The organism is Massilia sp. IC2-278 (genome assembly GCF_020708045.1).
Taxonomy (GTDB): domain Bacteria; phylum Pseudomonadota; class Gammaproteobacteria; order Burkholderiales; family Burkholderiaceae_D; genus Telluria.
The window spans coordinates 201,609-214,030 of record NZ_JAJFES010000004.1; the positions used below are offsets into that span (position 1 = coordinate 201,609).

Here is a 12,422-nt window from a genome sequence, read left to right on the forward strand (position 1 = left end):
GGGTGGGCCGGGCCGCGTAGGCACTTGTGCGCACGCGGTTACAACACATGCATGTCGAACCGCCGCATCAATCCGCAGGCGGCATCTCCCCACCCAACAAGCCCGCAATCGCCCCCAATAAAACCGGCTCCTGGAACGGCTTGCCGAAGTAGGCATTCACCCCCAATCCCATCGCGTAGTTGCGGTGCTTGTCCGCCGTGCGCGAGGTGATCATGATGACCGGGATGGCCTGGGTGGCCGCATCGCCGCGCACGTGGCGCACCAGGTCGAAGCCGTCCATGCGCGGCATCTCGATATCGACCAGCATCAGGTCGGGCCGCACCCCGGGCAACTGCTCGAGCGCGTCGACGCCGTCCTTGGCCAGGGCCACGCGGTAGCCTTCGCGTTCCAGCAGGCGCTGGGTCACGCGGCGCACGGTCAGCGAATCGTCGACCACCATCACCGTCGGCTTGTGCACCGCCGGTACCGGGTGCAGCGGCACGTCGACCATCGGCGCGGCGGTGCCGGCGTTGCGGCCCAGGGCCAGCGGGTTCAGGATCAGCACGATGTCGCCCGAGCCCAGCACCGTGGCGCCGGCGATGCCCGGCACGCGCGCCAGTTGCGGCCCCAAATTCTTGATCACCACCTCGCGGTTGCCCAGTACCTCGTCGACCTGCAGCGCGATGCGCTCGCCGCCGCTGTGCAACAGCATCACCGGGCGCGAACGCATGCCGGGCTCAAAAGTCTCGCCTTCGCCCAGCAGCGCCGGCAGGTAATGGAAAGGCAGCACCAGGCCCTGCACCTCCAGCACGCCGGCCGCCGCGGCGGCCTGCAGGTCGGGTTCGCGTACCGGCAGCACCTGCTCGACCAGGGTCGAGGGCAGCGCATAGGTCTTGCCGGCGCTGGCCACCAGCACCACCTGGGTGACGGCCAGGGTCAGCGGCAGGTGGATGGTGAAGCGCGTGCCCTGCCCCGCATCCGAGGCAATCACCACGCGCCCGCCCAGGGCCTGGGCTTCCGAGCGCACCACATCCATGCCGACGCCGCGTCCTGCCAGCTCGGTCAGGGTGTCGGCGGTCGAGAAGCCCGGCGCGAAGATCAGCTCCGCGGCGTCCTTGTCCGACAGTTCGGCGTCCGGCTCGGCCAGCCCTTGCGCGCGCGCCTTGGCGCGGATGCGTTCCAGGTCGAGGCCGGCGCCATCGTCGGAGAACTGCAGCACGACTTCGTTGCCCTGCTGGCTGACCTGCACCAGCACCTCGCCGGTCTCGTTCTTGCCGGCCTGCGTGCGCGCGGCGCGCGGCTCGATGCCGTGCACGATGGCGTTGCGCAGCAGGTGTTCGAAAGGCGCGGCCATCTGTTCCAGCACGCTGCGGTCGATTTCCACGCCGCCGCCGCGGATGTCCAGGTTCACGCGCTTGTCGGTTTCCTTGGCGGTCTGGCGCGCTACGCGGAACAGGCGCTCCGACAGGCTGGCAAACGGCACCATGCGCACCCGCATCAGGTCGCGCTGCAAATCGCGCGTCATGCGCGACTGCGCGGCCAGTTCCTCGTTGGCGCCGTCGACGCTGCGCGCCAGCGATTCCTGGAACGAAGCGACGTCGTTCACGCTCTCGGCCATCATGCGCGTGAGTTCCTGCAGGCGGGTGAAACGGTCGAACTCGAGCGGGTCGAATTCGCGCTCGCCGGCGATCGACATGCGCGAGGCGATCTGCGATTCGGCCTGCATCTCGACTTCGCGCAGCTGGCGGCGCAGGCGCCCCAGGTTGTCGGAGAAATCGTTCAGCGCGGTCTTCAGCACGCCCATCTGGTTTTCCAGGCGCGAGCGCGTGATCGAGACTTCGCCGGCCTGGGTCACCAGGCGGTCGAGGATGTCGGCGCGCACGCGCACCAGCGGCGTACGCGCCTCGCCCTGGGTGTCGGCCGCGGCGGCCGGCAAGGATGGCAGGATCGGAGCGTCGGCCACGGCGGCAGGCTGGGACGCGCCGGCCTCGCTGCCCTCGGCCTCGAGCGCGGCCGGCTTGACCAGCTGCTCGAACAGCACCAGCGCCTGGTCGTAGCTGGCCATCAGTTCATCGAAGGCGCCGGGCGCCGTGGTCCCGGCGTGGACCATGTTCTCGATCTGGGTTTCCAGTTCGTGGGTGTGCTGGCCGATGCGCATCGCGCCGGCCATGCGCGCGCTGCCCTTGACCGTGTGCAGGGTGCGCAGCAGGCCTTGCGCCGGCGCCGTGTCGCTTGGGTCCTGCTGCCACTGGCGCAGGCCGTTGCCGATCTGCGGCAGCAGGTCGGCCGCTTCTTCCAGGAAGACCGGCAGCAGGTCGGGGTCGAGTTCGTCGTGCAGGACGGGCTCGCCGGCCAGGGGGGCGGCGATGGAGGCGTCCAGGGTGACCGGCAGCGCCACGGCTTCGAGTTCCGGCACGGCCAGGTTATCGGCGGCGTCCGGTGTTTCGGCAGTTTCGGCTACCGGTTCCGGCTCGGGCTCAGCATGCACGTCCTCCGGCGCGGCGATGTCGAGATCGATCGGCAGTTCGATCGGCTCGGGTTCAGCCAGCTCGATGCTGTCGGCGAAATCGGCTTCGGCCGCGGCCAGCGCTTCGGTGTCGCTGAGCGATTCGGCGGCCGGCTCAGTGGCCGGTTCGGTGGCCGGTTCGGTGGCCGCTTCGGTGGCCGCTTCGTCCACCGGGGCGGCCGGCGCCGGGCTGTCGAACAGATCGTCGATATCGAAACCGAAGAGCGCGTCGATGTCGTCGGTCGCGGCGGCGCCAGCGGGGCTGGCGGCCGGCGCGGGCGCCGCGCTCGATACCATCTCCGGCGGCGGGTCGGCCATCAGGCTGTCGTAGGTGGCGGCGAACAGGGCGTCGAGTCGCTGGTCCAGGTCCTGCTGCGGGTCGTGCGGCGGGTCTTGTGCCAGGTCCTGCGCCAGGTCTTGCGGCACGTCGCCGTACAGGTCGTCGGCCTGCTGCGCCGTGAAGCGGGCGCGCAGCGCCGCCAGTGCTTCCAGCAGTTCCGGCTGGCCAGGGGCAAGCTCGCCGCGCGCAAAGGCCTGCAGCATCGCGCGCACGCGCGCCAGGACGGCGTCGAGCACGTCGTGCTGCGCGGCCTCCAGCAGCGGCGCCGGTTCGCCCAGGTGTTCGAGCGTGGCTTCCAGGGCCTGGGCCAGGTCGTGCAGGGCGCCGAAGCCGACCGTGGCCGAGGTGCCGGCCAGCGTGTGCACGGCTTTCAGGGCATCGGGCGTGACCCCGCGGCCCGGCTCGTGGCGCCATTCGCCGAAGTCGCGCTCGAGCGTGCGCAGCAGCTCGTCGGTTTCGGCGACATAGATGTTGTACAGCGCCAGCGGGATTTCCAGCGCGCCCACGCAGCGTACGCTGTCGTCCTGCGCCGGCAACGGCCGGGTGGCGGCCGGCAGTGCGAACACGTTCGTCGGGGCCGGCTGGGGCTCGGGCTGCTCCGCTTCCTGCTCGGCTTCGGAGTCGGTTTCCGGCGCGGGTTCGGCTTCGGTTTCCGGTTCAGGTTCAGCTTCAGTTTCCGGTTCGGCTTCCAACGCGGCTTGCAGCTCCTCATCTGGCTCGACTGGCGGCTCCGGTTCGGCTGCAGCATCGGCCGGCTCGGGCTCGACGGCGGGCGCCTCCTGTTCCGGCGCGGGCACTTGCTGCATTTCCGCCGGCTCTTCCAGGGCCGGCGCCTGCGCGCCCGCTTCTTCCTGTGCCGCCGGAACGGCTTCGGCCGCCGTCGCCTCGTCCTGCACCTCGTCCGCCACGAAGGCGCCGCCGGCCTGCACCCGCTCGGCCGCCGCAACCAGGCCGGCGCCGCTGCGCGCCGACTGGCCGCCGCGGGCCAGCTCGGCCACCCAGGGCAGCAGCTGCGCGTGCGCATGCGCGGCCAGCGCCAGCAGGTCCGGCGTGGCGGCGCGGCCGTCGGCCAGCCAGACGTTCATTACGCGTTCGAGCGCGGCGGCGGTGGCGGCGAATTCGTCCAGGCCGACCATGCGCGCGCTGCCCTTGAGCGTATGGAAGGCGCGGCGCACGATGGTCAGCGCATCCTGGGCCGCCGGATTGGCGTGCAGCTGGGGCAGCGTGCCGTCCACCGTGTCCAGCACCTCGCCGGCTTCGGTGACGAAGATCTCGAGCAGCTCGGCGTCGATGGCGTCCGGCTGCGCGGCCTGCGCTGCTGGCGCTGGCGCCGGTTCGGCTGCCGGTGCCGCGGACAGCTCCGCGGCCGGTGCGGCATGTTGCCCATTCTCCTGCGCATGCGCCTGCGCCTGCTCGATGGTCAGTTCGCGCAGCAGTCCCGCGTCGGCATCGAAGGCAAAGCGGCTCCTGGCGCTGGCGCTGTTCTGGGCCAGCATGTCGGTGAAGAAGCCGAGCGCGCCGATATTCCGGGCGATGTTGTGCAGCGGCGCGGCCTGGGCGGCAACGTCGCCATCGCCCTGCCCCAGGTCGCGCACGGCGTCGCGCACGTGGACCGCGGCGCGCGCGGCCTCGTCCTGGTCGAGGATGCGCAGGGCGCCCTCGATCTGATGCAGCAGCGGCGCGGCCTGTTCCAGCGCGCCGCGCTTGAGCTGCGGCTGGTCGTAGTATTCGTCGAGCAGCTTCTCGACCTGGCGCAGCCCGCTCTTGATCTCGCCGGCCAGCACGGCCACGGTCTGGCCCTGCTGGATGCGGCCGGCCAGTTCGCTTTGCCATTGCGGCGCGTCCGGCGGCGTGGCGCCGGCAGCCAGGGCCAGCAGGCGCTGGCCGACCACTTCGGCGTGCTGCCCGAAGTCCTCGGGCAGCTGGCGCACCTGGTCCAGGCCATGCTCGACGAACAGCATGGCCGCCGCCATCTCCAGCCCGAACTGGTCGCTGCGGCCGGAGGCGATCGAATCGCTGGCGGCCTGGCCGAGTTCGCGCAGCAGCTGGGCCAGCGCCGGGGCGCCGAGCTTGTCGCTGGCGCCGGCCAGGGTGGCCAGGGCGGCGTTGAAGTCGGCCTCGCGCGTGCCGTCGGCGTGCACCGCCAGCTGGTCCCAGTCGGACTTCGAACGCGCCAGCGCTTCCTTGGCTTCCTTCAGCGCGGCCGGGTCGACCTTGCCGTAGCGGCGCTCGGCATAGTTGGCGGGCACGGCGCCGTCCAGGCCGAAGGCGCGGCGCAATGCGGCCACCTCGCCCACCTCGTCCTCATCCCCGGGAACGGCGGCAATGAAGAACAGTGCATCGCGCAGCAGCGCATCCGGCAGGCTGGCCTGCCCTTGCGACAGGCGGCGCAGCTGCAGATTGACCTGGCCGAACAGCTGCTTCACGTACAGGTCGGCGGGCAAGGCGCCGCTGCCGGCCAGTGCGGCAAAGGCGTGCAGCGCCGTCCAGAAGGTGCGCGCACGATCGTCGCCGCTGGCGGCCAGCGGCGCGATGGCATCGGCCAGGGCCTGCGCATGCCGGGGATCGGTACTCTTCAAATAAGGCAGCAGCGACTTTTCGAAGCGCGCGCGGCAGCCTGCGTAGTCTGGAGCGCCAACGTCATTCGATGGCGGCAGGTCCAGCGTGACTGACATGTCCACCACCAGCAGGTCCGACGGATGCACCCGCTCCGCGCCCAGCAATTCCTGCAGCGCGCGGTAATACGGGAACAGGCGTACAGGCTGCGGCGCGGCGCCGGCCACCAGCTCTTCCAGGTATTCGCCGATCGCGCCATAAGCGTCGCGCACGGTCTTCGTGTTCTCCGGCGTGCAGTCGAGCGAGCGGTCCTTGAAGCCGTCGATGGCGCGCTCGGCGGCGGCGGTCAGCAGCTCCACGCCTTCCACGTCGACCATCTGCAGCGCGCCGTGGGCCTGGTGCAGGTGGGTCTTCGCATGCAGCAGCAGGGTCGGCCGCGCCTCGGGCGAACGCGCCGCGGCGTCGTTCAGCGCGCTGCCCGAGCGCTCGAGGGCGTCCCGGATTTCGCCGATCACCCAGGACAACGGGCCGGTATCGAAGGTGCTCGCTGGCAGGGATGAAGTCATGTTCGTTGGCTACATTATTGGGCCACGCGGAAGCGCGACACCGAGTTTTTCAGTTCCTGCGCCAGCGCTGCCAGCTGGCGGATCGATTGTGCGGTCTGGCGCGTGCCGGCCTGGGTGTGCTCGGTCACCGACAGGATGTGCTGCATATTGTGCGCCACGCCGTTCGCGGACGTCGCCTGCAAGCCGGTGGCGAACGAGATACCCTGGATCAGTTCGGCCAGGCGGTTCGAGACGCGCGAGATGTCGGCCAGTGCGGCGCCGGCCGCATCCGACAGGCGCGCCCCCTCGACCACGCCCTGGGTCGATTTTTCCATTGCCGCCACGGCGTCGTGGGTATCGGTCTGGATGGTGCGCACCAGGGCGCCGATCTGCTTGGCCGCTTCGCCCGAGCGTTCCGCCAGGCGCTGCACCTCTTCCGCCACCACCGAGAAGCCGCGTCCCGCTTCGCCGGCCGACGCCGCCTGGATCGCCGCGTTCAGCGCCAGCACGTTGGTCTGCTCGGTAATGTCGGAAATCAGCTCGGTGATCTCGCCGATCTCCTGCGAGGATTCGCCCAGGCGCTTGATGCGCTTCGAGGTTTCCTGGATCTGCTCGCGGATCTCGTTCATGCCGATGATCGCATTCTGCACCGCCGCCGAGCCCTGCTCCGCCGCCGCCACCGACTGGCGCGCCACGTCGGCCGATTCGTTGGCCGACTTCGACACGTCGGTGATCTCGTTCGCCATGCGCAGGACGGTCGAGGATGCGTCCTCGATCTCGCGCGACTGCGCCTCGGTGGCGCCCAGCAGTTCGGTGGACACGTCCTGGGCTTCGTTCGAGGCCTGGGTCACCTGCTCGGCGGTGCCGGTCACGCGCTGCACCAGGCCGCGCAGTTCCTCGACCGTGAAGTTGACCGAGTCGGCGATCGCGCCGGTGATGTCTTCCGAGACGGTGGCGTGCACGGTCAGGTCGCCGTTCGCCACGTCCTGCAGTTCGTTCATCAGGCGCAGGATCGCGGCCTGGTTCTGGTCGTTGGTGGCCTTGGCTTCTTCTTCCTTGGCCTGGGCCAGCTGGCGGCTGGCCTCGGCTTCGCGGCGGCGGTTTTCGGCGCCGCGGGTGCGGTTGCGCGAGTCCTGCAGCATGACGCGGCTGATCGAGAACGCCGTGGCCAGGGTGAACACCGAGGCCGCCACCAGCAGCCAGAACCACGGATTCGACGAGGACTGCTGCGAGCGGTAGTTCGCTTCCAGCGCGGCGACCTGCTTCTTCATTTCCTCGTTGTCGCGGTGGATGGTGCGGGCCGCGGCGCGCGCCTTCGAGTACGCCACCGGGTTGTCGAGGAAGGGCGTGAAGTCCTTGCGGAAGGCTTCGAAACGCACCTGGATCTGGCGCAGCTTGTCGCGCAGGTCGTCGTTGCGCTGGGCCGCCGCGCCGCTCAGCAGGGTTTGCAGGGCGTGCTCGAAGGCGGCGCTGTCGGCGCCGATGCGCACCGCCGCGTCGTCGCGCGGCACGCCGATGGCGAAGAAGCTGCTGGCGCCGCGCGCCAGGCGCTGGGTCAGCATCATCATGCGGCCGATGGCGGCCAGCTCGCGCGCGCTGGCGCCGCGCTCCACGTTCTGGGCCATCAGGTCTTCGGTCAGCACCAGCATCTCGGTGGCCAGCGCGTCGAGCTGTTTCACGCTTTTATCGAAGCCGATCAGCGCGCCCTTCATCTGCAGGATGTTGGCGGCGCCGAGCTCGGAGGCGGTCCAGGTGGCGCGCACCCGGCCCAGCAGCGCGCCCTGGCGTCCGCCGGCGCCCGGCACGGTGACGTTGCCGACGCTGCCGCCCCCGCTCAGCAGGCGCAGGTCGCGGTTCACTTCGTTGCGGCTTTCGGCCAATTGGCTGAACGAGTCGGCGTTGCCGGACAGCGCATTCGGCGCGGCCTTGCCGACGCGCTGCGAGTGCAGCTGGATTTCGCTGGCGACCTGGATCTGGGCGGCGACGCGGGCATTCACGTTGGCGTTCTGCCACATCCCGAGGATGGTCAGCAGGATGCCGCCGCCAAAGGCGACCAGCAGGATGCGCAGCTGGCGCGGCAGCGACAGGTGGCCGATCAGGGGCAGGCTCAGGTTGCTTTCTTCCTCGTCGTCGGCGCTGGCGGCGCCGGGGCGTACCAGGTGGCCGAGGCGGCGCATGGCATCGCCGGCCGAGCCGGAAGCCGTTTCGGCGGCCGGGGCCGCAGCAGCAGCAGCAGCACCGGATGCGCCCAGGATGCCGGCGCCGGCCAGCGCCAGCGCGCCGCCGGAACCTTCACCAAACTCGGTATCCGGCGACGACAGCACGGTCTCGTCTCCGGTCTTGCCCTTCGACAGAAAATTCAACGACATGATTCCCATTGCGGCTCCCTGGTCCAGCGGGTGGATTGTTGTTGTGATTAAGGTGATGCTTGCGGTGTTCCTGCCCGGCGCCGGCCGGCGCCTACAGCCCGACCTGCAGGAAGCGTTCTTCCTGCACCAGGGCGGCCAGCGACAGCGGGGTCCAGGCCTGGCCGTCGGCGTCGAGCAGGCGCATCGCGCTGCCTCCCGTGTCGGGCGTCATGGTGTCGGCGCGGCGCAGGCCGTGCACCTGGGTCACCAGCAGCGCGCACTTCAGCCCCAGGCGCGGCGACAGCGACAGGAAACGCGCGTCCGGGCCGGCGGCGCCGTGGCTCGGGTCGAGGTAGCGCGCCAGGTCGATCACGCCGAGCAGGCTGCCGCGGATATTCGCCAGGCCCAGGTACCAGGGCTGGGTGCGCGGCACGCGCGCCAGCGCCACCGGCGGCACGATTTCGCCGGCCTCGGTCAGTTCCAGCAGATAGCGCTGGCCGCCGATCGACACGCCCAGCTGGTGCACGGCCTGGGCGGCGCCGCTCTGGGCCGCCTGCACGCGCGCCAGCAGCTGCGTCTGGTAATCGCGCAGGCGGGTGCGGCGCAGGGCGTTGGCCGACGCGTTGGCGGAGGCGAACGGGGCGGCCGGCGCCGCATCCAGGCCGATGGCGGCGTCCATCAGGCGCCGAGGGCGGCGATGCGCGCCAGCAGCTGTTCCGGATCGACCGGCTTCACCAGGTAATCCTGCGCACCCTGGCGCATGCCCCAGATGCGGTCGGTTTCCTGGTTCTTGCTGCTGCAAATGATGACCGGCACGGCGGACAGTTCCGGGTCGCGCGCGATCGAACGGGTGACCTGGAAGCCGTTCGCGCCCGGCATGACCACGTCCATCAGGATCAGCTCGGGACGGTCGGCGCGGATCTTCAGCAGCGCGTCTTCGCCGTTTTCGGCGGTGGACACGGAAAAGCCGTTCTTTACCAGGATATCGGTCAGGTAATAGCGTTCGGTCGGGGAATCGTCGACGATCAGGATCTTGTGAATGGCCACGGTGGGCTCCGTACTCGGTTAATCAGGCCGCTGGGGCCGTATGCTCGCGGACTGCCGCGAGCAGGGATTCTTTGGAAAATGGCTTGGTGAGATAGGCGCTGGAACCGACCATCGCGCCGCGCGCACGGTCGAACAGGCCATCCTTCGACGACAGCATGACCACCGGCGTGGCATGGAAGCGCGCACTCTTCTTGATCAGGGCGCAGGTCTGGTAGCCGTCCAGGCGCGGCATGAGGATGTCGCAGAACACCAGCGCCGGGTGATGGTCGTTGATCTTGGCCAGCGCATCGAAGCCATCCTCGGCCAGCACGACCTCGTACCCGGCCTGGGTCAGGAAGATCTCGGCGGAACGGCGAATCGTGTTGCTATCGTCGATCACCATGATGGTGGGGCGCTTGGTGTGCTGCGATGTCGTCATGTTCGTTTCACTTCAGCATGGAACGCAACGATAGCATAGGGCTGTAGGCTTGTGCGCAAAGTGTTGCACAGAGTCAACTACGGGCAAAACGGGGAAGGGAAAGCTTGCCGGAAGGGCTAGAAAATCAGTTATCGGTGTGGGTGGTTTTGATAACTGAGTTATAGAATTTACTACGGATTGAGGCGTGGACGGCGCAGCCGCCCACCCTACGGCACAGGCCGTTATCAGATAGCCGTCATCTCGAAGTCGTCTTTCCTTGCACCGCATTCCGGGCAAGTCCAGTTCATCGGCACATCGGCCCAGCGTGTCCCAGGCGCAATGCCATCTTCCGGCGCGCCCGCTTCTTCGTCGTAGACCCAGCCGCAAATCAGGCACATCCAGGTCTGGTACGCGGTCGCCGTCGTTTCGTTACTCACGGTGTCGTTCCTTCTATCTAGTAAAATGGGGAATCAGGTATCTTAATCTACCCGTCGTGCAAAACCAATCGTCTCCGCTGATTCTCACTTTTGGCGTGCTGGATCCCGTCGGCGCGCTTGGCGTGCAGGCTGACCTTGCCACCTTCGCAGCCCACGGCTGCCACGCCCTCTCCGTTCCCACCGCCCTGCTGGTGGCCGACAGCGCGCGCGTCGAAGAAATGCACGAGCTCGACACCGGCTGGATGGCCGACCAGGCGCGCGTGGTGCTCGAAGACATGCCGGTGGCCGCCGTCAAGATCGGGGCGATCGCCAGCATCGAGCAGGCCGCCGCCATCGCCGAGATCGTCTCCGACTACGCCGACGTGCCGCTGATCGTCGATCCCTTCCTGTCCTCGCTGCCGGACGCCGGCATGTCCGACGAAGACACGGTCGCCGCGATCCGCCAGATCCTGGCGCCCCAGGCCACGGTGCTGATGCTGTCGCAATCCGAACTCGGCCGCATGGCCGAATCCTGGCGCGAGCCGGGGATTGAGAGCACGCTGGAAGCCGACGTCGCCGAACTCACCGGACGCGGCTGCCAGTACGTGCTGGTCACCTGCACCCAGGGCAGCGGCCACAACCGCGCAAACACCCTGTTCGACCGCGACGGCATGGTCACCACCATCGACTGGCAGCATTTGCCGGGGCCCTTCGTCGGCGCCGGCACCACGCTGTCGGGCGCGCTGGCGGCGCTGATGGCGCAGGGGCTGGATGCCCCCGAGGCCCTGGCCGCCGCCCAGGAGTACACCTACGGCGCCCTGCGCCATGCCCGCCGCTTCGGCATGGGCAAGTTCGTTCCCAATCGTTTCCACCGCACCCAGTTCGTGCTGGGCCGGCAATAAGAAGACAAGGTTCCCAAGATGACTACTGAACACACCTCCCGCAACGACACCCTGTTCGAACGCGCCCAGCAAAGCACCCCGGGCGGCGTAAATTCGCCGGTACGCGCCTTCCGCTCGGTCGGCGGCACCCCGCGCTTCATCACCCGCGCCGAAGGCCCCTACTTCTGGGACGCCGACGGCAAGCGCTACATCGACTACATCGGTTCCTGGGGCCCGGCCATTGTCGGCCACGCCCACCCGCAAGTGATCAAGGCGGTGCAGGACGCCGCCGCCAACGGCCTGTCGTTCGGCGCGCCGACCGAAGGCGAGATCGAGATCGCCGAAGAGATCATCAAGCTGGTGCCGTCGATCGAGCAGGTGCGCCTGGTATCGAGCGGCACGGAAGCGACCATGAGCGCGCTGCGCCTGGCCCGTGGCGCCACCGGGCGCGACAAGATCGTCAAGTTCGAGGGCTGCTACCACGGCCACGCGGATTCGCTGCTGGTGAAAGCCGGCTCGGGCCTGCTCACCTTCGGCAACCCGACCTCGGCCGGCGTGCCGGAAGATTTCGTCAAGCACACTCTGGTGCTCGACTACAACAACGTCACCCAGCTGGAAGAAGCCTTTGCCTCGATGGGCGACACGATCGCCTGCGTGATCGTCGAGCCGGTGGCCGGCAACATGAACCTGATCCGCGCCACGCCGGAATTCCTGGGCCGCATGCGCGAGCTGTGCACGGAACACGGCGCGGTGCTGATCTTCGATGAGGTGATGTGCGGCTTCCGCGTCGGCCTGGGCGGGGCGCAGGAGATGTACGGCATCGTGCCGGACCTGACCGCGCTGGGCAAGGTCATCGGCGGCGGCCTGCCGGTGGCGGCCTTTGGCGGCAAGGCCGAACTGATGCAGAAGATGGCGCCGATCGGTCCGGTGTACCAGGCCGGCACGCTGTCGGGCAATCCGGTGGCGGTGGCGGCGGGCATGACCACGCTGAAGCTGATCCAGGAACCGGGCTTTTATGAACAGTTGACCGCGACCGGCGAGAAGCTGGTGGCCGGCTTGACGGCGGCGGCGAAGGAAGCGGGCATCGCTTTCTGCGGCGACTCGGTGGGCGGCATGTTCGGCATGTACTTCAGCGAGACCGTGCCAAGCTCGTATGGCCAGATGATGGCCGGCGACAAGGCGCGCTTCAATGCCTTCTTCCACGGCATGCTGGAGGAAGGCGTGTACTTCGCGCCGGCGATGTTCGAGGCGGGGTTTGTCTCGGCGGCGCATGATGATGCGGTGATTGCCGAGACGGTGGAAGCGGCACGCCGCGTGTTTGCGAAGCTGGCATAAGCTTTCGGTCCGGCGCTTGCCAGGCCAGCGGCGCATCGCCAAGTCGATGCGCCAAACCGTACGGTGGGGTCA

At 68.9% G+C, this 12,422-nt stretch carries 8 protein-coding genes; 2 read left to right on the forward strand and 6 right to left on the reverse strand.

The window, feature by feature from the left end; translation table 11 throughout:
- Positions 1 to 67: 67 nt before the first annotated feature.
- The 6 genes from LK540_RS10795 to LK540_RS10820 form a co-directional block, all read right to left on the reverse strand.
- On the reverse strand, positions 68 to 5,947 hold the full coding sequence (locus LK540_RS10795) for an Hpt domain-containing protein (protein ID WP_229437301.1): 5,880 nt from the start codon (positions 5,945 to 5,947) through the stop codon (positions 68 to 70).
- A gap of 14 nt (positions 5,948 to 5,961) precedes the next feature.
- Positions 5,962 to 8,295 carry a methyl-accepting chemotaxis protein gene (locus LK540_RS10800; protein WP_374041350.1) on the reverse strand — a complete coding sequence of 778 codons (2,334 nt, stop codon included), beginning with the start codon at positions 8,293 to 8,295 and terminating at the stop codon, positions 5,962 to 5,964.
- Positions 8,296 to 8,386: 91 nt separating this feature from the next.
- Positions 8,387 to 8,953, reverse strand: coding sequence for a chemotaxis protein CheW (locus tag LK540_RS10805; protein WP_229437303.1), 567 nt, complete (start codon positions 8,951 to 8,953; stop codon positions 8,387 to 8,389).
- Positions 8,953 to 9,321 (reverse strand): response regulator transcription factor, encoded by a 369-nt coding sequence (locus LK540_RS10810; RefSeq protein WP_374041351.1) that lies wholly within the window; start codon positions 9,319 to 9,321, stop codon positions 8,953 to 8,955. Before LK540_RS10810 ends, LK540_RS10805 begins: the two co-directional genes overlap by 1 nt.
- Positions 9,322 to 9,343: 22 nt before the next feature.
- Positions 9,344 to 9,739, reverse strand: a complete 396-nt coding sequence (locus tag LK540_RS10815; protein ID WP_229437304.1) for a PleD family two-component system response regulator — start codon at positions 9,737 to 9,739, stop codon at positions 9,344 to 9,346.
- 224 nt (positions 9,740 to 9,963) lie between these two features.
- The gene (locus tag LK540_RS10820) at positions 9,964 to 10,116 is read right to left on the reverse strand and encodes a rubredoxin (RefSeq protein ID WP_091876441.1); all 153 of its coding nucleotides are present in this window, start codon (positions 10,114 to 10,116) and stop codon (positions 9,964 to 9,966) included.
- A gap of 95 nt (positions 10,117 to 10,211) precedes the next feature.
- Between LK540_RS10820 and LK540_RS10825 the strand changes: the two genes are divergently transcribed.
- A complete protein-coding gene (locus LK540_RS10825; protein ID WP_229437305.1) occupies positions 10,212 to 11,036 on the forward strand; it encodes a hydroxymethylpyrimidine/phosphomethylpyrimidine kinase in 825 nt (274 codons plus the stop codon).
- Positions 11,037 to 11,054: 18 nt separating this feature from the next.
- A complete protein-coding gene (gene hemL / locus LK540_RS10830) occupies positions 11,055 to 12,350 on the forward strand; it encodes a glutamate-1-semialdehyde 2,1-aminomutase (RefSeq protein WP_229437306.1) in 1,296 nt (431 codons plus the stop codon).
- Positions 12,351 to 12,422 lie beyond the last annotated feature (72 nt).

Coding starts and splice junctions, on each gene's coding strand:
- LK540_RS10795 (WP_229437301.1), bottom strand. CDS start 5,947: ATGACTTCATCCCTGCCAGCGAGCACCTTCGATACCGGCCCGTTGTCC.
- LK540_RS10800 (WP_374041350.1), bottom strand. CDS start 8,295: ATGTCGTTGAATTTTCTGTCGAAGGGCAAGACCGGAGACGAGACCGTG.
- LK540_RS10805 (WP_229437303.1), bottom strand. CDS start 8,953: ATGGACGCCGCCATCGGCCTGGATGCGGCGCCGGCCGCCCCGTTCGCC.
- LK540_RS10815 (WP_229437304.1), bottom strand. CDS start 9,739: ATGACGACATCGCAGCACACCAAGCGCCCCACCATCATGGTGATCGAC.
- LK540_RS10820 (WP_091876441.1), bottom strand. CDS start 10,116: ATGTGCCTGATTTGCGGCTGGGTCTACGACGAAGAAGCGGGCGCGCCG.
- hemL (WP_229437306.1), top strand. CDS start 11,055: ATGACTACTGAACACACCTCCCGCAACGACACCCTGTTCGAACGCGCC.